Below are 22,391 nucleotides of genomic sequence, written 5' to 3'. Positions count from 1 at the left end.
TACCACTATCATAAATAGAAATAGAGTGAACAACAGTATAAGATGCGAGATTGCTTAAGCCTCTATTTTTTACAATATATTTTTCATTATTCAGTCTTAATTCATTCATATTAAAGGAGCACTTATGGGAAAAAGTATTATGTTTCAAGGAACGGCCTCGAATGTAGGGAAAAGTTTATTAACTGCGGGGTTTTGTAGAGTATTTAAACAAGATGGCCTTAGGGTTATTCCTTTTAAATCTCAAAATATGGCGCTTAACTCGTTTATTACAGAAGAAGGCTTAGAGATGGGAAGAGCTCAGGTTTTTCAAGCAGAGGCGGCAGGAATTAAACCTAGTGCTAGGATGAATCCTATTTTACTCAAGCCTACAAGTGATCAGGGCTCACAGGTAATTGTAAATGGGAAAGTATATGGCAATATGACAGCTAGAGAGTATCATGAATTCAAACCACAGTTAGCAGAAATGATTAAAACACATTATGAGAGTTTAAGTAGTGAATATGACGTCGTGGCTATAGAAGGAGCAGGAAGTCCTGCGGAGATTAACTTAAGAGATAAAGATATTGTCAATATGGGTATGGCGGAAATAGCAGATTCACCGGTTATTTTAATTGCAGATATTGATAAGGGTGGAGTGTTTGCTTCTATTTTAGGAACCATTATGCTTTTAACAGAGGAAGAAAGAGCTAGAGTCAAAGGTGTGATTATTAATAAATTTAGAGGAGATCGTAGTATTTTAGAACCAGGCATCAAAATGCTAGAGGATTTAATTAAAATCCCTGTATTAGGTGTAGTGCCTTATACGTATTTAAAGGTAGAGGATGAAGATAGTTTAACAAGTCGTTTTTATCAAACTGTAGGCAAAAATAATGCTATTGATATTGCTATCATCCACCTACCTCATATCTCTAATTTTACAGACTTTAATATGTTAGAAATACAAGAGGATGTACAACTAAGATATATAAGACGTGGTGAAAAAATTGGAATACCTGACTTAGTTATTTTGCCAGGAAGTAAAAATACTTTAGCAGACCTAGCCTATTTAAAAGAAAGCGGTTTAGATATAGAACTTCATAAACTACATGAACAAGGTAATCTTATTATGGGCATATGTGGTGGTTATCAAATATTAGGCGAAAAAATAGCAGATCCTTATGGTGTAGAAGGTCATATGAAAGAAGCATATGGGCTTGGCTTACTTCCTATTGAGACGACTTTTGAAGGTGAGAAAGTAACGACTCAAGTAGAGGGAACTATTTGTAAGGACTTACCAGGGTTACTAAGTGCAGTGACATCTACTAAGGTAAAAGGTTATGAAATTCATATGGGTGTGACAAAAATGGCAAAAGAAGCAAAACCCTTAATGACTTTTACAAAGAGACTAGGCCAAACAATAAATGAATTAGAAGGAACTTGTAATGAAGCGGGTAATGTATTTGGCACATACTTGCATGGTATCTTTGATGAAGCTAATTTTACTAGAAACCTTTTAAATGCCATAAGAGTTAAGAAAGGATTAGAAGCAGTAGAAAATAGCACTGTTTCTTTTGAGGCTTTCAAACAAGGTGAATATGACAAGCTAGCACAAGTACTTAGAGAACATGTAGATATGGCAGCTATTTATGATATTTTAGGAGCAAAAAAGAAATGAAAAAATTATTGATTGCAGGAACAGCTAGTGGTGTGGGGAAAACGACTCTTTCTCTAGGAATTATGAAGGCTTTGCAAGCAAGGGGCCTTCAAGTTCAACCTTATAAAGTGGGCCCAGATTATATTGATACAGCTTACCATACGAAGGTAACAGGAAGAGCTTCTAGAAATTTGGACCTTTATATGCTAGAAGAGGAACAAGTCAAGTATCTATTTAATAGAAGTATGCAGGAACCTGATATTGCTGTAGTAGAGGGAGTAATGGGCTTATACGATGGTAAAGGCAGTTCTATTGCTGAATGCAGCAGCGCATCAGTTGCTAAGCTTTTGAAATTACCAGTGATTTTAGTGATTGATGCAAGAGCTATGGCAGCGTCTAGTGCAGCTATGGTGTTAGGTTACAAAATGATTGATCCAGAAGTGAATATAGTAGGGGTTATAGCGAATGGTATCAAAACAGAAAGTCACTTTAACTTAGTAAAAGCTTCTATTGAAGAGTACTGTCATATACCAACTATTGGCTATTTGCCTCCAGAAGACCATTTTAGCTTGCCTTCTAGGCACTTAGGGCTTATTCCTAGTGAAGAGTTAGAAGCTTTAGAGGAAAGAATAGAGCTTTTAACCGAAGCAGTAGAAAAGTATATTGATTTAGATTTACTTTTAGAACTTATAGAAGGTGAAGAGGTCACTAGTACATTTAAACCTATTATTAAACGAGATTATAGGATGAAAACAATAGCGGTAGCTTATGATGAGGCCTTTCATTTTTATTATCAAGATAATTTACAGTTATTAGAGGATTTGGGAATAAAACTTATTTATTTTAGTCCTTTATCAGATTCCAGTTTACCTATGTGTGATTTGATTTATATCGGTGGTGGCTTTCCAGAGGTCTTTGCAGCAGACTTAGAAGCTAATCAGACAATGAGGCGGGTACTTAAAGTAGCTCATGAAAATAACATTCCTATTTATGCAGAGTGTGGTGGACTTATGTATTTAGGAGAGCGCCTTATAGATCATGAAGGGAAAAGCTATGAAATGGTAGGGATTTTTAAAGGGGAAAGCCGTATGACCAAGGGATTAAAGCGTTTTGGCTATTGCTTTGGAACTGCCGAGGAAGACACCTTACTTTCTGAAAAAGGACAGACATTAAAAGGACATGAGTTTCATCATTCAGAGTTTTACACCAATGAAAAAGCAGTTTATAAAATGCAAAAAGACAACAAGGGTGAAGTTTGGGTAGGAGGCTATACAAAGGGTAATACCCTAGCCACTTATTTACATTTACACTTTTATAGCCATTTAGAAGCTGTAGAAAGATTGTTAAGTGTAGGAGGAAAAGCCTAATGATGATGCTAGAATGTTTAATCACGGCTTATGTACTAGATTTAATTTTCGGAGATCCTTACAATTTTCCTCATCCTGTAAGATATATAGGCCGCCTTATTAAATGGAGTGAAAAGCAAATAAGAAAAATAGCAAAGACACCTAAGGGTTTAAAGGTAGGAGGCTTTGTTTTATGGGGTATAACTGTAGGCACAACAGTTACAGTAGTTTATTTGGTACTGGCATTAGCTAAAGTGCATTGGTTGCTTTATTTTGTTGTAAATAGTATTTTATTATACACAACTTTAGCAACTAAGTGTTTAGGGGATGAAGCTAATAAAATTAAAAAGGTACTAGAAACAGATACGCTAGAAAAAGCCAGAGTGCAGCTTTCTTATATAGTAGGAAGAGACACATCCAAGCTGAGTGAGAAAGAAATTATTCGTGCGACTGTAGAGACAGTAGCGGAAAACACTGTAGATGGTATCATTGCACCTTTATTTTATGCCTTTATTGGAGGAGCACCTTTAGCTTTTGCGTATAAGGCTATTAATACCTTAGATTCTACAGTAGGTTATAAAAATGAAAAGTATAAAGACTTAGGTTTTGCTTCTGCTAAAATAGATGACATAGCTAATTACGTGCCAGCAAGGTTAACAGCTGTTTTAATGAGTTTAGCAAGCGTCCTTTTACACTTTGATGCTAAAAACTGTTTAAAAATTGCTATTCGTGATAGAAGGAATCACAAAAGTCCTAACTGTGCTTATCCAGAAGGCGCAGCAGCAGGGGCTTTAGGTGTGCAATTAGGTGGGACTAACGTTTATTTTGGTGAAGTAGTCGTGAAACCAACCATAGGAGATGCTACAAGAGAACTAGTGATTGCAGATATTACAAGAGGAAATCAGTTGATGTATATGACATCGGTTGTTGGAGTACTCATTTTCACTGGTCTATGGCTTATTTGCTTTTTGTATTAAAATTTGCATACTGCATGTAATACACTAAAAAGAGGAGAAAGAATACATGATTAATCTAGGACATGGGGCAAATAGTGCTGAAATGGCAGCACTTTATGGGAAGAAACAAGAGGAACTTATAGATTTTAGCTCAAATATCAATCCTTTTATGAGTGAGCACTTGGTCAATTCAGTACAAAGTGCCTTAAAAAGTTGCCAAAACTATCCGGATATTCATTATACTAAGCTTAGAGAAGTACTTAGTCAGTATCTAAGCTGTGAGATGAAACAAATTATACCTGGAAATGGTGCTACGGAAATCATGTACTTACTAATGAAAACGCTAGGGGAGAGTAGTAGGCAAAAGGAGGAGCCTTTTAGATTAGGTATTATAAATCCTACCTTTTCTGAATATGAAAGAAGTGCCAAGCTAAATGGTTTAGAAATTGTGCCTTTTCAGTTAAAAGCATCTACAGAGTTTGATCTAGAAGTAGAAAAGCTTAAAGCAAGGCTTCATGAAATAGATGGCTTATTTATTTGTAATCCTAATAATCCAACAGGGAACAGCTATAGCTTAGCTTCTATTGCTAAACAAATGGAAGAAATGCAAAAGCTACTCATTGTAGATGAAACCTTTATGGAATTCGTAGAAGAGGAAGCAAAATATAGCTTAATGCCATTAGTACAGAGTCATAATCAGCTCATTATTATTAAAGCTGTTACTAAGTTTTTTGGACTACCTGGCTTAAGATTAGGCTATGGAGTAACAAGTAATAAAGATTTATTAAGAGGAATGTATCATTTTAAAGAGCCATGGACGGTTAATGGTTTTGCTGAATACTTAACCCCAGTTTTATTAGAGGATAAAGTTTTTCAAAAGAAGACAAAAGCCTATTTCAAGGAAGAACGTAATCATCTATTAGAAGCTTTAAAGAAGCTCAAAAATATAAAGGTTTATTCTACAACTGCTAATTTTGTATTAATAGAGCTTAAGGCTATGACAAGTCAGGAATTAAAAGAGCAGATGATCATAAAGCATAATATCCTTATAAGAGATGCTTCTAACTTTAAAGGACTAAATAAGCATTTTATTAGGGTAGCCATTAAAGGCAAGGAAGATAATGACAAACTATTAAAGGCTATGTGGGAAATTGTAGGATAAAGATAGCAATTTGTCTGGGTGTCTATGAGGAATACGTCTGAGAGAAAATGAGTGGGTATGGGTACCTTACGTTGTTCCGGTTCACATTTTTAGAAGCACTAAGTTCACTTATTTAGATGAACGGCAGAACTCACTTTGTTCAAACAGCTGCCTAAAACCCATCTAAAACGTTCACTAAGTGCTTTTTAAAAATGCTCCCAAGTCACTACTCCAGGCACCCATACCCACTCATTTTCACAAACGTTGTTGTCCTCATAAACATCCATGACAATGGAACGGCGTGGAAGAGGGGCGTAACGACAATTGGTGATTTGCATACAGTTAAAAAACACATAGAACCAGGGGCAGGCGACCCAAATTTTGTTTGTATAGATGAATAGTTCTAAAAAGACATAAGTAATAAAGGAGAAAATAGTATATGGAAAACTATAAATTTATGCAAAATAAAGCATGTGAGTATTTCCCTTGTCATAAGCTTAAGAATGAGGAGGAATTTAACTGTTTATTTTGCTATTGTCCACTTTATACATTGAAGGATCAGTGTGGTGGTCATTATGTGTACTTAGAAAATGGGATTAAGAGTTGTCAGGCTTGTACGAAACCTCATGATAAGGATGCTTATGAGCATGTGATGAAAAAGATGAAGGATCTTATGGAAATGGGTAAGAGAACCCATAATGAGATAGGAAAATAGTAATATTTAGTACAACAGCCGATTGAAAAACTAAGAAGCTTCAATCGGCTGTTAAAATTTATTTGTCTTCAATTTTAATAGGTGCTGTAACCTTAAGAGCACCCAGGCTTACACGTATACTTTCAATGACAATATCTTTAAGAGGTTTATCTTGATTATTGGTATCTACCAGTTGAATTTTTTCAATCATATCAAGGCCAGAAATGACCTTTCCAAAAGCAGCATATTGGCCATCTAAATAGGTACCATCAGCAGACATAATGAAGAATTGGCTACCTGCTGAATCAGGATTCATTGCTCTTGCCATCGAAATGACACCTTTTGTATGAGAAAGGGTATTAGTAGTAAAACCATTAGAAGAAAACTCACCAGCAATACTATAACCAGGTCCACCAGTACCATTACCATTAGGATCTCCGCCTTGGATCATAAAATCTTCAATGACACGGTGGAAGATCAGTCCATCATAGAAGCCACTATTAGCTAAGGTAATAAAATTATTAACTGTATTAGGTGCTAAGTCAGGATAAAGCTCTAGAGTAACAGTACCATAACCTTTAATTTTTAAAGTGGCAATAGGTAAGGCGTTGTTATTCTCGGGCTGAGTAGTGATAGCTATTAGATTCTGCTGACTAATCCAGTTCACCTGACAATCTAAATTTTCACTAATAAAACGTAAAGGAACCATGGTAGTATTGTTAATTACTTTAGGTGCTGTTTGAAGCTTAGAAGTGACACCATTTACCTTAACAGTAGATTGACCCAGAGTAAGTATCATAGTGGCATTCGTTTTACTAATGATAATTTCTCCATTTACAGCATTATAATTGACTTTGGCACCGAGATTTTCACTAATAACACGAAGTGGTACTAGTGTTGTTCCGTTTTCTTGAATAGGAGAGGTGGTGCTTTGAAGCGGTTTACCATCTAAAGTAAGTTGAATATTTTTAGCAAAGCAAGGAATAGATAATAAAGTTAGGGTAAGCATGAGACTAAGAAATAACAGTGATTTTTTTAAATGAGTTATGTACATCTACAAAGATTCCTCCTTTTAAAGTGTAAGTACTTAATGAATTCATTATAGCATTATTTTCTAAGGCTTGACTACTTATGAAGTACAGCTTGATATCATTTGAAATACATATGGGACATAAATCTTTTATGCTATACTATATATCGAAGAGTGTAGAAATATTAATGAATTAAGTTAGAACTCTATAAAAGTAAAAAATAAAAGAAAGAGATAAGATTATGGCGTGTTTAGAAGAAACCTTAAAACAAATTCAACCTTTAAATAAAGATATAATGGATAAAGCACAGCAAAAGATAGACCTTTTAAGCAAACCTTTAGGAAGCCTAGGTTATCTGGAAAATTTATGTGTGCAGCTAGCTGGTATTTATGAAAGAGTAAGCTTTAATATGGAGAAAAAGACTGTAGTGGCTTTTGCAGGGGATCATGGCGTCTATGAAGAAGGCGTAGCAGCAGACCCCCAGTGGATAACAAAAGCGCAGATTCCTAATTTTGCATCAGGCATTTGTGCAGTGGGGACTTTAGCAAAGTATATGAAGGCAAATGTCATTGCAGTAGATGTTGGGGTGAATTGTGAAGAAAAATTAGAAGGAGTATTAGATTATAAAATTAGAAAAGGCACCTCAAATATCCATAAAGGCCCTGCCATGAGTAGGGAAGAAGCGGTAAGGAGTATAGAAATAGGTATAGAGGTAGCAAAAAAGGCTATTGATGAAGGAAGTAGGGTATTAGCGATTGGAGAAATGGGTATTGCTAATACTACACCTTCGAGTGCCATTATTTCTGTATTTGCAAATTGTGATCCTAAAGAAGTGACAGGTAGAGGAGCAGGTTTAACACCAGAAAAAGTGGGACATAAAGCTAATATTATTAGAGAAGCGATTGCTCTTAATGCCCCAGATCAAGAGGATGCTATAGATGTATTAATGAAGGTAGGAGGCTTTGAAATTGGTGCTATGGCAGGCGCTATTTTAGGTGCAGCAGCTTATAGAGTACCAGTTATTTTAGATGGTTTTATTTCTTATGCCGCAGCACTTTTGGCTAAAAAACTTCATGAAGAAGCAGCTTCATATATGATTGCCTCTCATTATTCAGCAGAACCAGGAACGGTAAAAGCACTGGAGCTATTAGGATTAAAAGCTATTCTACATTTAGATATGAGACTCGGAGAAGGTTCGGGGGGAATCTTACTTTTCCCTCTACTAGACACAGCTAATTATTTATATGAAAACATGGCAACAAGAGCAGCTAGTAAATGCTAAGGTCAAAATACCGTTATATTATGATACGACTTTATCGGGTTAGCAAGCACCAATGGTTATAAAATACTAATTGAGGTGAGGTTATGAATTGGATAGATACGTTAAACCACTTAATAGAATATTTGGAAGAACATCTAGATGAGAAAATAAGCCCAAGGCAGGTAGAATTAATAACTGGTTGCCAATATAATGTCTTCCAAAGGGCATTTTCTTATATTGCAGGAATCACCATTAATGAGTACCTTAGAAGAAGAAAATTGTCAGAGGCAGTATATGATCTGCAAGTGTCGAATGCTAAGGTAATAGATGTAGCAGTGAAATATGGCTATGAATCCTCAGATGCTTTCTGCGTTGCCTTTAAAAAGCAACATGGTATAACACCTATAGAGGCGAAGCAGCCTAATAGTATTCTTAAATCATATCCTCGTCTTGTGTTTAGTTTAAGTATAGCAGGAGGTAGTGCTATGAAATATCAAGTAGTTGAAAAGGGAGAAATGAAAGTGGTAGGGGTTTTAGGTGATGTTAACCAAGGCTTGTGGGGACAAGTAAAAAGTGATGGAACTTTAGAAGAACTAGAATCTTATGGTATGGACCATAGTTCATTGGGCTTATGTTGGGGATATGATGAGGATGGTAAAAACACTTATATGGTAGCAGTGCAGCCGCTAAAGAATATAGAGGTTAATCCAAGATATGAAACTTATGTGATTCCTGCAGCTTCATGGCTTATTTTTAAATCAGTAGGACCTCTATTTCCTACTCTGCAAGAGACATGGAAGCGTATTTATGGTGAATTTTTACCCTCTAATCAATACAAACAAAATCCTGATATCGTAACAGTGGAGAAGTATTATGGAAATGATACAGAGAAGGAAGATTATACGGTAGAAATATGGATTCCTATTATGCTTTAGTGATAGAATGACTAGAGATGATGGGAAAGAGATGCAGTTAGAAAGAGGTTAGAAAATGAGTAAAATAATTCTTGTAACAGGTGGTGCTAGGTCTGGGAAAAGTAGTTATGCAGAGGCACTTTGCAAAGCACAAAATAATCAAACGGCTTATATCGCAACAAGTATTCCTTTTGATGAAGAAATGAAAGAACGTGTAAGAAAGCATCAGGAAATGCGTCCTAGTGAGTGGACAACTTATGAAATATATGAAAATATAGCAGGACAAATAGAGGAGATTGCCAAGGAGCATCAAACGGTTATTTTAGATTGTGTGACGCTGATGGTGAATAACCTTATGTTTAAAGAAAACTTAGATTATGATAAGCTTTCAGAAGAAGAGGTAAATCAGTTAGAACAAATGATTAAGGAAGCGTTTATAAAGCTTCTAGAAGCAGTTAAAGAAACAGAGCTTTATTTTGTTTTAGTAACTAATGAAATAGGGTTATCTCCAGTAGCTGGTAATAGACTTACTAGAATCTACACAGATATTATTGGACGTATGAATCAGCTAATTGCAAAAGCAAGCGACGAAGTTTATTTTGTAATAAGTGGCATTCCTATGAAAATCAAAGGGTAATGGGAGAAAAAATGAAAAGATTAATAGGTATTATGCAGTTTATGACGAGGCTTCCTATACCGGTGGATACAGGGATAGATGAAGAGTTTCATAAAAGTATGATTTATTTTCCCGTAGTAGGCTTAGTTTTAGGTTTGTTCTATTATGCTATGGGAATAGTGAGCCAAGAGGTATTTAATACGTATATTGCAACTATCATCATTTTAATAGGTGAAGTCATCTTAACAGGGGGACTACATTTAGATGGATTAGGTGATACCTTTGATGGCCTTTATAGCTACAGAGACAAAGAACGTATGTTGGAGATTATGAAAGATTCAAGACTAGGAACCAATGCCCTTCTAGCCATTTTACTTGTTTTATTGCTTAAAGCAGGCTTTATATATACCTTGCTAGAACAAGGCCTGCTCTGGGTTATTTTACTCATGCCAGTTGTGGCTCGCAGCATGCAAGTAATAGCTTGTTATAAAACAAAGACTCCTAGAGAAAAAGGCATGGGTAATCTCTTTATCGGTAAAGTAAGTACACCATATTTAATAGGAACAATCCTCATTATGTTAGGCATTATAGGAATAGTAATATTTATAGTAGGGGAACTAACGCTGTCAAGCATCTTGATGCAGTTAGGAAGTGTGTTACTCCTTATAATAGCTGTTAGGTTATTTGTTCGCTCAATATACAAGAAGATTGATGGCATAACAGGTGACATTCTAGGCTGCATTTGCGAATTAGCAGAATTAGGTTATCTAGTCTTAATATATGTAACATATATCAGCTTTTAACTTGAAACAATAAAACAAGTAGTATAGAATGTTAGAAAAAATACTAAAGGAAGTGTTTAAACCGTGTTAAAAAACGATTATATTTTAACTCAAATAGAAGGTTTAGCAAGAGCGATAGCTAAGATATTTTTTAATAAAGAAACTGTTGTTTATGAAGCAGAAGAGGAAGAAACATTTACAGATGAACTCTATCTACACCTTAGGGAGATGATAGATAAGGGGGAGATTAATGAGGCTGAAAATATACTTTATGAACATATGAATACCGCTGATCTACGTTACTTAGAATTAATGGTGGATTTTTATAACCGATTGAACAAATTAGATGAAGCATTTTTAGAGGAACATGATTATGGGAAGGATGAAATCTTACAAGGTTTGAAAGATGTGGCTAGCCACTATGGTGTACCTCTTAATTAATAGAATAGCCGGCTGAACTAGTGATTAACACTAAGCCAGCCGGCTATTTTATTTTTAGTAGGAACGTGGCAAGGGGGACCTACTACTTTATAGTTATGCCGTCATAAACAATTTCTATAGCACCAGCCTTAAAATTGGTATAGCTTGACCAATCTTGTTGGTTAAAGCGAATATCAAATTTTAAGCCAGCCTCAGAAGGGGAGAGGGTGACGGCATCCTTAAAGCTAATTTCAAGATACCCATCATTAAAGGTTCCTTTAACGGAAGATGTATAATTCACATACCAAGGAGCTTTATTCAAGGTAATGCCAGCAGTATCACACCAGAAAGATTGAGGCGTATTACCATCTTTTGTATAGTAATAGCGAATCTTAAGTAATGATAAATCAAGAGGTGCAGTACCACTTGCTGTAACAGTATATTGTTGAGCAATAGAGCCACCGATTTGATTTTTAACGGTAACTACTGGAACAACTGTTTCACTAGGATCCACAGGGTCTACAGGGTCTACTGGGTCTACAGGGTCTACAGGGTCTACTGGGTCTACTGGATCCACAGGATCCACTGGTGTGGTATCACCTATAACACCCCAAAAAGCAGGTTTTGCTTTGAAGTTAGCATCGAATAAAAGTGGTGCTTGACTACTTCTCCAAGATTCGGAATCTATTGTACCCCAAACAACAGCGGCATTAATATCTATGCCTTCTTTCTTTAGCTTTTTAAGGACATCCATAAAGGCTTTATATCTTGTGCCTTGAGCTGTAAAGCCAGAGGTAGAAAGATCTGTTGTGGTAATGTCTAATTCAGTAACTTCTATTTTAACACCTAAAGAAGCATATTTTCTTACAGCTGCTTCAAATTCACTTACACTTGGACTATACATATTATTATGTTGTTGCATACCAATCACATCTAAGGTACCATTAGCAACTAGTTTTTTGCAGAGTTCATAAATATACTTACTTTTAGCAGATTCACACTCGTTATAGTCATTGTAAGCTAATAAAGTGCCGCTAGGCGCATATTGACGAGCATATTCAAAAGCTTTTGGAATAAAGTCTTCACCTATTACCTGCATCCATAAAGAAGTAGTGGTACTAGCTACAGTACCAGGATTTCTATAACCGTTAGAGGTACTTGGATCAATGGCTTCATTAACAACGTCCCAGCTATAGAATTCTACATCTGGATATTTAGCTTCTAATGTTTCAAATACAGTTTTAATATAGTTTTCCAATCTCTGAAGCATAACTTCTTTAGAAACTAAAGGGGCATTGCTATCAGTAGAGTAGTTCTCAGCAAAGAACCAACGAGGTGTTTGTGCATGCCAAACGAGAACGTGGCCACGCATTGGAATATGATTATCTCTTGCAAAGTTAAGAATAGGAGCAGCTTGAGTTAAGGAAATTTGAGGAGAAGTTTGATCTCCAGTTGCTTCCATATAAGCAACGGTTGCCCCACGGTCCAAAATGGCATCAGGTTTCATTTCATTGCCACAGGTTAAACTATTAAAATGCTTTAAGATTAAATCTTTATTAGATTGGCTTAAAGTATTAGCAGTAATAGCAGTACCGAATTTAAAATAGCTATCATAAGCTTCTTTAATAGAAGGAATGTCTGTTTCAATCTTAGCATCATCTAAGGCAAGGGTAGTAACATTGTCTATGTAGAAATCCATGGTACCGCCTTCAACATAGAGTTTAACAGCATCCATACCACCGGTGTAAGTATAGGTACCCTCTAATAATGTCCAGTTACCTTTTGTAGCACTTTTAGAAACAATATTCTTATAAGTTTCGCTGCTGCCTGTAGGTGTACAAGCTAGTGACAGTGTTAGGGTTTGGGTATTACTAGCAGTGCTATCATTGTACATAACCCAAGCTGAGAAGCGATAGGTTTTTCCTTCCTGAAGAAGATTAGTAATATTGCAAGAAGGTCCATTCCAACTACTTTTTCTACTAGTAACCTTTAAGCTTTGACTACCTTTGTAAGCTGCATCTGTAGCAATAGCAACTGTTTCACTGCCTCTAGGACCCCAACCTTCCTCATCTGTTTCAAAGTCGAAATTAAAAGAAGTGGCACTTAAGGTGGAAGCATAAATACTCATAGGATCAATGGTGGTATATAAGCTAAGAGGCATGGAACTAGTAGCAGTTAATAGAGCAGCAGTGAATAATCCCAGTTTTTTTGCTTTTTTATTCATATTTTTTCCTCCTATGTAATAAGTTGATGATTGTGATTTAATATTGCCATAAATTAAATGAATTTAAAGTATTCTACGACATAATGTAGGATTTTTTGTACTAAATGGTATGAGATAGATATATGGAGGAAAAGAAAAAAGCTGTTGCACTTAATGCAACAGCTTTTGGTTTAAAGTTTGAATCGTTCAATTAATTTATGTAGAGAATGAGAAAGTTCGGCTAGGGTCTTACTAGAATTAAGTAATTCTAGAATAGAAGCAGATTGTTCTTCTATACAGGCAGATGCTTCCTCAGTGGCAGCTGCATTAGATTGAGCTACCAAAGCTAGATCATGCATGGTTTCATAAAGTTCATTTTTCTTAGTAGTTAGTAGCTCGCTAGAATGATGTAGGAGTTCAGCCATTTTTGTAGATTCCTGAATGGCATTAGCGATTTCTTTATATTTAGTTTCTGTAGTGATAACACTTTCTGATTGAATAGCCAGGGTTTCTTTTACTTTGCTAGTAGTGGCTACAGCATTACTAGCATCAGCTTGAAGAGTGACTACCAAGGCATCAATCATTTTTGTAGAGGCAGCTGTTTGTTCTGCTAATTTACGAATTTCTTCAGCAACTACAGCAAAGCCGCGGCCGTGTTCACCAGCTCTGGCTGCTTCAATCGAAGCATTAAGGGCTAGTAAATTCGTCTGAGAAGAAATACTGGTAATTAAATTACTAACTTCACCAATCTGAGAAGAGCTTTCGTTAGTTTTCATGATGCTAGCATATACATCGGAAACATGAGCATTACTTTCGTTAGTCTTAGCAGTCAGGGTTTCAATAATACTTAAGCCAGTATTAGTAAGGGCAGAAATCTTTTCAGAGAGTTCATTAAGAGCATCAACGCTGTGGCTATCTTGGTCTAATAAATCTCCTAAATCTTTGAGTTTATTTAAACCTTCAGTGGTGCTACTAGCTTGGTCTGAAGCACCTTGAGCAATTTCTGTAGTAGAACGTGCAATTTCATCAGTAGCAACAGAGGTTTCAGAAGAGTTGACACTAAGCTGAGTAGAAGAGTCAGCTACCATTTTAGAAACACCTTTAATTTCTTGAACCATATTTTTTAGGTTATCTTGAATATCTATTGTTGCTCGTGCTAAATCACCGACTTCATCTGGGCGTGTGATATATGTATCAGGTAAGCTTTCGCCAATTTCATAACTAGCAATTTTCTTAGCATGATTAATGACAACTTGAATAGGTTTTGTAATAGATCTAGATAGAAGAATTGCAATAATAAGACCTAATAAACAGGTAAATATAATACCAATAGTAATGGATAAAGTAGAAGCTTGGATACTACTACTAATGGCAGCCAAAGAATCTTTAGTTGCAACACCTAGAAAAAGGATACCAATTATAGTACCATTAGAATCTTTTAGAGGTTCATAAATAGTAAAGTAATTCTCATCTAATATCTTTGCATAGCCGACATATTTTTCACCACTATTAACTGTATTATAAGCAGCGCTAGAAGTATCTAAATAGGTATTGATTGCTTTTTCACCTTGCTCATTTAATACATTGGTATTTACTCGCATGAAACCTTCACTGTTTTTGACAAATAAAGTAGCATATACATCTAAGTCTTCTCCTAAAGTGTCAATCATTTCATCTTCAGACGTAATAGGCTCACCAGAGGAAGTAACTAGAACATTATCCTTAAGAGCAATATCTCCATAAGCATTATATAAATAACGGTTTGCTACTTGAATATTAGTACTGAGTTGCTTATTAAGTAAAAGTTCCTGAAGGTCGGTAAGCGATTGTTTGGCACTAGAAGTAGAGAATATCCCCATGAGTACCATCGGAATTAAGCTAACTAGCACAAACATGAGCATAAGTTTGCGGCTTAGCTTTAACTGAGAAAGTTTAAAATGATTCATATTAATCACCCCTTTTAAAATATTATATCATAAAGTTAAGAAAAATTTAAAATAACATCAAAATAAGTGAGGGTTTTAGTGCGAATTGTATAAATGGTAAAAAAATATACGACATAATATGTAAAAAAACGACAATAATATGGCGAATGCACAAAAAATGAAAAATAAAACTTTTATAAATAAAGTAAATGAATTATATTATTTAAGTATATGTACATAAATAATGGAGGATGACAGGCGATGACTAATACAAAGAATATACCTAAAGGCATAGGAGATTTACTCCTTTTAATAACAGCAATTGTATGGGGTGGAGGGTTTATAGGTGTATCTAAATCGCTAGATACCTTATCACCTTTTTATATGATAGCGATTCGTTTTGCTATCGCAAGTGTTTTGATGATTATTTTATTTTGGAAGAAATTTAAAGCGATTAAAAAAGAGGACCTCTTACCTGGCTGTATGATTGGTACCTTTTTATTTTTAGGTTTTACCTTTCAAACAGTGGGAGCTCTTTATATTAGTGTAGGAAAATTATCCTTTTTAACTGCATTAAATGTTATTATTGTTCCTTTTCTTACTTTTGTTGTATTTAAACAACATATTAAAAAATACAACCTTATAGCAGGATTAATTGCTGTAGTTGGCTTTGGTTTTTTAAATTTAAATCAAGAAGCAGGTTTTAGCGTCGGTGGTGGAGAGCTTTTAGGCATTTTATGTGCCGTATTTTTCGCAGCTCACATTACTGTATTAGGTCAGTATGCAGATAAAATGGATGCCATTGTATTAGCTATTTTACAAATGATTACTTGCTGCGTTTTAGGCTTTATTTGTGCCTTATTATTTGAAGAGCCGCCTAAGGCTATTAGTATGGAAATGGCTATACCTGTTGTTTATTTAGGTGTATTTAGTAGCTTTTGTGCGTTTCTTTGCCAAACGATAGGGCAAAAATATACTTCAGCTTCAAGAGCAGCTATTATTTTATGTATGGAATCTGTATTTGGGACAGCATTATCTGTACTTATTTTAAAAGAAGCATTAACACTTCAAATGATTATAGGAGCCACTCTGATTTTGTCTGCTGTAATAACAGCTGAGTATATGCATGTGAGAAGTGAAAAATCGGAAACAGCTAAAGAACAATTAATAATGAATAATGAATAAAGAACAGCAGTTATTCTTAGAGGGTGACTAGCTTGAAAAATGAAGAGGAAGAGAGTATAATAGTTAAGCTAGTAATAATATGCAGACAGTTCGAAAGCCTCCTGTCTTTAAACAAAACTACGGTAAATAATAAGATTAACAAACGGTGAGATAGAGTTTTCTTAAAGAAAGCTCTGTCTTTTGATGCACCGCTTGCAATACATTTATCGTAGGAACCTATTCCTACGATTTTTTATTTGTAAGAATAATCTATTAATCATTTACCTCGGCTAAATTTATTTTAAAAAGGGGAAATCAAAATGATGAAAACAAAGATTACTACCAAACAGCTTGTGCAAATAGCTTTAGTAGCAGCTATTTATGCCGCATTAACAGGATTATTTATGACTATTAGCTTTACACCACTTCAGCTACGTTTATCAGAGATTATGGTATTTTTAGCTTATTTCAATCCGCTTGCTACAATTGGTTTAACTTTAGGATGCTTTTTAGCTAACCTTTTATTTTCACCAACACCTGTGCTGGATTGTATCTTTGGTACTTTAGCAACTTTAATAAGCGTAGGTGCTATCAGCTACACAGCTAAAATCTTCAAGGGTAGTAAGAAAGGTATTTGGGTTGCTTCTATGTGGCCAGTAGTATTTAATGCCATTATTGTAGGTGCAATGCTTTACTTCGCAGGCTTTAGTCTGCCAAGTGAACACGGGGCAGTAGTAGCGTTAATCTCATCCATGGCAAGTGTAGGCTTTGGTGAATTTATAGTCGTTATGGTAATGGGTATTCCTGTCACACTACTAGTTATGAATAAATATAAAAAAGCAATTAGCCAATTTTTACAAGCATAAGAAGGTGTAATACACACCATCTTGATAAATCAGATTGAAAAGGCGACGATTTTAATCTAGAAAATCATCGCCTTTTATTTTTACAAAGTTTAATAACAAATAATTATATAGCATCTCATTTTAATTCATACTAAATTTATATTGGAATTTTAAACTAAATTTAAAAATATACTATAAAAAAGAGGAAAAGCGCATTATGTGTAGAATAATTATAGTATAACCCTATGATATTAAAGACAGAGACTTCATAGAGTTGAAAGGAGAGATGCAATATGAAATACAACATTAGTGGAAAAAACATCGAACTAACAGCAGCACTAGAAAATGCAGTGGAGGAGAAAATCGTTAAATTAGATAAATATTTTAATGATAGTGTTATGGCCCAAATTACACTTAGTGTAGAAAAATTAAGCCATATTATTGAGATTACTATTCCTTTTAACGGCTCAGTATTAAGAGCAGAAGTTGAAGGCAAGAATATGTACAATATTATGGATGATGCCGTAGCAGTAATAGAAAAACAAATTAATAAGTATAAGAATAGATTAAGAGATAAACATAGAAATACAGTTAGTGAGTTCACACCAAGCTTCTTAGAAGAAGATGCTAGTGATGAAGTAGCACTCAAAATTGAAAAAACAAAGAAATTTGCTATTAAGCCTATGAGTGCAGAGGAAGCAGTACTTCAAATGGAATTAGTTGGACATAATTTCTTTGTATACTTAGATGGTGAGACAGAAGAAGTTAATGTAGTTTACAAGAGAAAAAATGGCACATATGGTCTTATCGAACCTGTATTAGAATAAAAATGATAGCTAAGGGGTGTAAGAGCTAAAGCTTGCTCTTACACCCCTTTTTGCATGCAAGTTAGATAATATAAACACTTTAAACGTAAAACTTGAAAAGAAGTAGGTTTAAAGCTAATATAATGGGTATAATTGGATTGAGCACCTAGTTGTAATGCAATTTAATATTTGTTATACTTAAGGCTGATGTTTGAATAGAAAGAAAAAGACGGATAGAAATACTTAACATACATATAAAGATAAAGAGGGTGAATAGTTTGAAGATAATAGATAAAATTTTTGGGACTCACTCCCAAAGAGAGCTTAAAAGAATTGAACCTATCGTTGCGAAAGTAGAATCGTATGATGAAGCTATGCAAAAGCTTTCAGATGATGAATTAAAGCACAAGACTGTAGAGTTTAAAGAGCGTTTAGAAAAAGGTGAAACCTTAGATGACATTTTACCAGAAGCTTATGCTGTATGTAGAGAAGCTAGCTGGCGTGTACTTGGTAAAAAGCACTTCCGTGTACAAATCATGGGTGGTATTATCCTTCACAATGGGCGTATAGCAGAGATGAGAACTGGTGAAGGTAAGACTTTAGTAGGTATGCTTCCTGCTTATTTAAATGCACTTGAAGGTAAAGGGGTACACGTTGTTACTGTTAACGATTACTTAGCGCAACGTGACTCACAGGAAATTGGACAAGTGCATAATTTCTTAGGACTTTCAGTAGGATGTATCCTTAGTGATATGAAAAATGATGCTAGGCGTGAAGCTTATAACAATGATATTACTTATGGAACTAATAATGAGTTTGGTTTCGATTATCTACGTGATAATATGGTTATTTATGCAGAGGAAATGGTACAGAGAGACCTTAACTTTGCGGTAATCGATGAGGTTGACTCTGTTCTTATCGATGAAGCTAGAACACCACTTATTATTTCAGGACAAGGTTCTAAATCTACTAAGCTTTACACATCAGCTGACGTATTTGTACGTCGTTTAACAAAAGGGCGTCTCTTAGGAGAAGAATCTGCTATGAGTAATCTTATGAGAGAAGAGATTGAAGAAGAAGGGGATTTCGTTGTAGATGAGAAACAAAAGACGGTAACCCTTACTCAAGATGGTATAAAAAAAGCAGAACAGTATTTTGGACTTGACAACCTAGCAGATCCAGAGAATATGGAAATTCAACATCACATCAATATTGCCCTCAAAGCTCACAACTTAATGCATAGAGAAAAAGACTATATCATTAACGAAAAAGGTGAAATTATTATCGTTGATGAATTTACAGGACGTTTAATGGATGGACGTCGTTACTCAGATGGTCTTCACCAAGCTATCGAAGCAAAAGAAGGGGTTGAAGTTAGAAAAGAAAGTCAAACACTTGCTACCATTACTTTCCAAAACTACTTCAATAAATACGCTAAGAAATCAGGTATGACAGGTACAGCTCTTACAGAAGAAGCTGAGTTTAGAGATATTTATGGTATGGACGTTATTGTTATTCCAACTAATATGCCTGTCTTACGTAAAGATCATCCAGATATCGTATTTAAGAAAGAGGATGCTAAGTTTAAAGCTGTTATTGAAGACATTAAAGCATCTCATGCTAAGGGGCAACCAGTACTTGTTGGTACAGTAACAATTGATACTTCAGAACTTCTAAGTAAATTACTTAAACGCGAAGGGGTACCACATCAAGTACTTAATGCGAAGTACCATGCAAAAGAAGCTGAAATCATTGCTTTAGCAGGTAAAAAAGGTGCTGTTACCATTGCTACAAACATGGCTGGTCGTGGTACAGATATTCAGCTTGAAGAAGGTGTACAAGCATTAGGCGGTCTTAAAATTATTGGTACAGAACGTCATGAATCAAGACGTATTGATAATCAGCTCCGTGGACGTTCAGGACGTCAGGGTGACCCAGGTGAATCTAGATTCTACCTTGCACTTGAAGATGATTTAATGAGATTATTTACACCAGAATCAACACTCAAAATGTTTGATGCACTTGGTCTTCCAGATGATGAGCCAATTGAACACAAAATTCTTTCTTCTGCTATTGAGCGTGCTCAAAAGAAAGTTGAAGGAAATAACTTCGGTGTACGTAAGCATTTATTAGAATATGATAAAATCATGAATGAACAAAGAGAAATCATTTATGGTGAACGTTATAAAGTACTCAAAAATGAAAACTTACGTGATAACATTGTAACCATGGCTAAAGATGTTATTAGCACAATTGTAGACAACGCAACTCATGGTATTGAATATGCAGAAGAATGGAATCTTCCAGCTATGCTTGAGCATTTACGCAGTGTTATACCAGTAGAAAATGTGAATTATACTAAAGAAGAACAACAAGGTCTTACTGCGCTTGCGTTAAAAGAAAGATTATATGAAGAAGCAGAAAGATTATATAATGCTAAAGAAGAAGAAATAGGCGAACAATTAAGAGAAATTGAACGTGTTATTTTACTTAAAGTAATCGATCAAAAATGGATGGATCATTTAGACAATATGGATCAAATGAAACAAGGTGTTAACCTTCAAGCATATGGTCAGAGAGATCCAATTGTAGAATATCGCTTCCAAAGCTTTGATATTTTCGAGGAAATGACAGAAAATATTAAATTAGAGACAGTAAGAGCACTATATCACGTAAGAATTAGAGAAAACGTAGAGATTAAGCGTGAGCGTGTGGCAGAACCAGTAGCTGTTAATCACCAAGATGATAGCTTAGGTGCAAAACCTATAGTTAAAAAAGAAAAAGTTGGAAGAAATGATCTTTGCCCATGTGGTAGTGGTAAAAAATATAAAGCTTGTTGCGGTAAAAACGAATAAAGTAAAATAAGGATAGCTCCTAGGAGCTATCCTTATTTTTTACTATTTTTACTTTATTATGTCGTATCAAGTATAGTTTTAAATTAAAATAAGCTAAAAAATATAGATTTAGTTTTATTAATGTAAAAGTATAAGCTAAAATTCAGTAAATACAATTTTGGGGTGGTTAAAATAGACAAAAAAATAAACGAACTAATATAAAAAATTAATATTTAATATAAAAAAATCAATATAGTGATATAAATTGCAAGAAAAGGTGATGACTAAATAAACAAAGTGATTTAAAATAATATTAAGTTAAAAAAATTAAAAAATTAACTTCAGGAGGGAAATTATGAAAAAGAAATTATTTACCTTATTGTTAACGACAGCTATGGCATCATCTTTACTTGCAGGTTGTGGTGGCAACCAAACAAAAACTGACGAACCAGCAGCATCACCTTCCGCAGCTCCAAGCGCATCAGCTGAAGCAGAAAAAGATACCTCTTCTCTTGCAGGAACAACTATCAGTGTTTATACTCACGGGGGAAATAGAGTTCTAGGAGAAGAAAAGAAAGATGATGCAGGTAATACTTACCGTGATGAATCTACAGCTATCTTAAAACATTTAGCTGAGAAATTCACACAAGAAACAGGTATTAATGTTGAATTAAATGTAATTACTAATGAAAGTGAAATTGAGCCTTTATTTAAAGTTGAAGATGACAGTGTTGATGTTTTCACAGCTCCTAACTGGAGTTTAGAGCAATGGGCTGCTTACACAGAACCATATTGCACAGTTGAAGAAGCAGTAGAGTTATATGGTGACTATGCATATGCAATGCCTAATGATGAGAAAAACATCTTTAGTATCATGCCAGGTAAAGCATATAACCAAGCTGTAGTATATAATGAAGAAGTATTAAAATCAGTAGGTTATGATGCTATTCCAGCAACACAAGCTGAATTTGAAGAAATGTGCGAAAAAATTCGTGCAGCAGGCATCACACCAATTTCTATACATAGAGTTGAAAACTGGCCTTTAGCTACTCTTAATGACTTTGCAGCTTATGTATCTGGTGTTCCAAATGCATTCGAATCAATGTTAAAGAGTGATACACCATTTAGTGAAACAGAACCAGTTGGAAAAACAATTAAAATGTATACAGAGTGGAAAGCAAAAGGTTTCTTTGAACCAGAAGTTTATACAGACTTTGGTGTTGCAATGGACTCTGTAGCTTATGGTAAAGCAGCTATGATGTTATTCGGTTCTTGGGTAGTACCTCAAATTCAAGGTCGTGTACCAGCAGGAACAGATCCTTCTATCATTAAATTCGCACCAGCTCCTGACTTTGGAAGTGGTCGTTATGTATTAGCAGCACCAGCAGATAACTGGGCTATCAGCAAATTCTCTAAAAACAAAGAAGCAGCAAGAGCATTTATTGAGTATGTGTCTGAAGATGCACAATTTATAGCAGACAGTGGATACATTGCAAACAAAAAAGGTGTTACTCCTGTAGTACCAGAACTTTATAGCATTATCGATCAAATGGTAGAATCTGGTGAAGCTATAGCAATGATGCAACCAGCACAAACTCAAAACACAATCAATAACCAAAATGTATTAACAGAAGCAAACTTATGGGCAGATTACAAATATGCAGGTTTATTATTTGATGCATTAGACGTAACAAAACCAGATGATTGGACAGCATACAACAAACAAGTAGAAGCACAAAATAAAGCTTATGTTGAATATAGAGATGAATTAGGAGTATCTTGGCAAGAATAGAAATTCTTAGTTGACTGCATAAGTTAAG

Annotated in this window: 18 protein-coding genes and 1 pseudogene; 15 read left to right on the top strand and 4 right to left on the bottom strand. The window is 35.0% G+C overall.

Features of this window, described 5'->3' with window-relative positions:
• Positions 1–124 precede the first annotated feature (124 nt).
• The 5 genes from EKH84_RS20635 (at position 125) to EKH84_RS20615 (ending at position 5,791) form a co-directional block, all read left to right on the top strand.
• The gene (locus tag EKH84_RS20635; RefSeq protein WP_127067754.1) at positions 125–1,654 is read left to right on the top strand and encodes a cobyric acid synthase; all 1,530 of its coding nucleotides are present in this window, start codon (positions 125–127) and stop codon (positions 1,652–1,654) included.
• Positions 1,651–3,000, top strand: coding sequence for a cobyrinate a,c-diamide synthase (locus EKH84_RS20630; protein ID WP_127067753.1), 1,350 nt, complete (start codon positions 1,651–1,653; stop codon positions 2,998–3,000). Before EKH84_RS20635 ends, EKH84_RS20630 begins: the two co-directional genes overlap by 4 nt.
• The gene (gene cbiB / locus EKH84_RS20625) at positions 3,000–3,956 is read left to right on the top strand and encodes an adenosylcobinamide-phosphate synthase CbiB (protein WP_127067752.1); all 957 of its coding nucleotides are present in this window, start codon (positions 3,000–3,002) and stop codon (positions 3,954–3,956) included. Before EKH84_RS20630 ends, cbiB begins: the two co-directional genes overlap by 1 nt.
• Positions 3,957–4,002: 46 nt before the next feature.
• Positions 4,003–5,097 carry a threonine-phosphate decarboxylase CobD gene (gene cobD, locus EKH84_RS20620; RefSeq protein ID WP_127067751.1) on the top strand — a complete coding sequence of 365 codons (1,095 nt, stop codon included), beginning with the start codon at positions 4,003–4,005 and terminating at the stop codon, positions 5,095–5,097.
• Positions 5,098–5,515: 418 nt separating this feature from the next.
• Positions 5,516–5,791, top strand: a complete 276-nt coding sequence (locus tag EKH84_RS20615) for a cysteine-rich small domain-containing protein (protein ID WP_127067750.1) — start codon at positions 5,516–5,518, stop codon at positions 5,789–5,791.
• A 58-nt stretch (positions 5,792–5,849) separates the two neighbouring features.
• Here EKH84_RS20615 and EKH84_RS22865 read toward each other — a convergent pair whose 3' ends face one another.
• Both EKH84_RS22865 and EKH84_RS22860 read right to left on the bottom strand, forming a co-directional pair.
• Entirely contained in the window at positions 5,850–6,368 is a 519-nt protein-coding gene (locus tag EKH84_RS22865; protein WP_334295405.1) for a peptidylprolyl isomerase, read from the bottom strand.
• Positions 6,369–6,416: 48 nt separating this feature from the next.
• Positions 6,417–6,779: pseudogene (locus tag EKH84_RS22860) on the bottom strand (copper amine oxidase N-terminal domain-containing protein); the annotation flags it as partial.
• A 263-nt stretch (positions 6,780–7,042) separates the two neighbouring features.
• Here EKH84_RS22860 and cobT point away from each other — a divergent pair.
• The 5 genes from cobT to EKH84_RS20585 all read left to right on the top strand — a co-directional run bounded on the left by cobT (position 7,043) and on the right by EKH84_RS20585 (position 10,815).
• On the top strand, positions 7,043–8,083 hold the full coding sequence (cobT, locus tag EKH84_RS20605) for a nicotinate-nucleotide--dimethylbenzimidazole phosphoribosyltransferase (protein ID WP_127067748.1): 1,041 nt from the start codon (positions 7,043–7,045) through the stop codon (positions 8,081–8,083).
• A gap of 83 nt (positions 8,084–8,166) precedes the next feature.
• Positions 8,167–8,997, top strand: coding sequence for an AraC family transcriptional regulator (locus EKH84_RS20600; protein ID WP_127067747.1), 831 nt, complete (start codon positions 8,167–8,169; stop codon positions 8,995–8,997).
• 55 nt (positions 8,998–9,052) lie between these two features.
• Positions 9,053–9,613, top strand: a complete 561-nt coding sequence (cobU, locus tag EKH84_RS20595) for a bifunctional adenosylcobinamide kinase/adenosylcobinamide-phosphate guanylyltransferase (protein WP_127067746.1) — start codon at positions 9,053–9,055, stop codon at positions 9,611–9,613.
• A gap of 11 nt (positions 9,614–9,624) precedes the next feature.
• Positions 9,625–10,395, top strand: coding sequence for an adenosylcobinamide-GDP ribazoletransferase (gene cobS / locus EKH84_RS20590; protein WP_127067745.1), 771 nt, complete (start codon positions 9,625–9,627; stop codon positions 10,393–10,395).
• 63 nt (positions 10,396–10,458) lie between these two features.
• Positions 10,459–10,815 (top strand): DUF6483 family protein, encoded by a 357-nt coding sequence (locus tag EKH84_RS20585; protein WP_127067744.1) that lies wholly within the window; start codon positions 10,459–10,461, stop codon positions 10,813–10,815.
• Positions 10,816–10,897: 82 nt separating this feature from the next.
• Here EKH84_RS20585 and EKH84_RS20580 read toward each other — a convergent pair whose 3' ends face one another.
• Positions 10,898–13,018, bottom strand: coding sequence for an endo-1,4-beta-xylanase (locus EKH84_RS20580; RefSeq protein ID WP_127067743.1), 2,121 nt, complete (start codon positions 13,016–13,018; stop codon positions 10,898–10,900).
• A gap of 170 nt (positions 13,019–13,188) precedes the next feature.
• Positions 13,189–14,943 carry a methyl-accepting chemotaxis protein gene (locus EKH84_RS20575; protein ID WP_127067742.1) on the bottom strand — a complete coding sequence of 585 codons (1,755 nt, stop codon included), beginning with the start codon at positions 14,941–14,943 and terminating at the stop codon, positions 13,189–13,191.
• A 240-nt stretch (positions 14,944–15,183) separates the two neighbouring features.
• On the opposite strand from EKH84_RS20575, the gene EKH84_RS20570 reads away from it, so the two are divergent.
• The 5 genes from EKH84_RS20570 (at position 15,184) to EKH84_RS20550 (ending at position 22,363) form a co-directional block, all read left to right on the top strand.
• Positions 15,184–16,107, top strand: a complete 924-nt coding sequence (locus EKH84_RS20570; protein ID WP_127067741.1) for a DMT family transporter — start codon at positions 15,184–15,186, stop codon at positions 16,105–16,107.
• Between the two features lie 299 nt (positions 16,108–16,406).
• Entirely contained in the window at positions 16,407–16,952 is a 546-nt protein-coding gene (locus tag EKH84_RS20565) for a QueT transporter family protein (RefSeq protein ID WP_330547567.1), read from the top strand.
• 272 nt (positions 16,953–17,224) lie between these two features.
• Positions 17,225–17,758: a ribosome hibernation-promoting factor, HPF/YfiA family gene (gene hpf / locus EKH84_RS20560; RefSeq protein WP_127067740.1), complete on the top strand. Its 534-nt coding sequence runs from the start codon at positions 17,225–17,227 to the stop codon at positions 17,756–17,758.
• 257 nt (positions 17,759–18,015) lie between these two features.
• Entirely contained in the window at positions 18,016–20,592 is a 2,577-nt protein-coding gene (gene secA, locus EKH84_RS20555; RefSeq protein ID WP_127067739.1) for a preprotein translocase subunit SecA, read from the top strand.
• Positions 20,593–20,926: 334 nt separating this feature from the next.
• Entirely contained in the window at positions 20,927–22,363 is a 1,437-nt protein-coding gene (locus EKH84_RS20550) for an ABC transporter substrate-binding protein (RefSeq protein ID WP_127067738.1), read from the top strand.
• Positions 22,364–22,391 lie beyond the last annotated feature (28 nt).

The organism is Cellulosilyticum sp. WCF-2 (assembly GCF_003990395.1).
GTDB classification, from domain to species: Bacteria; Bacillota; Clostridia; order Lachnospirales; family Cellulosilyticaceae; genus Cellulosilyticum; species Cellulosilyticum lentocellum.
The sequence above is the reverse complement of the archived record's forward strand: the minus strand, read 5'-3'. Positions and strand labels throughout refer to the sequence as shown.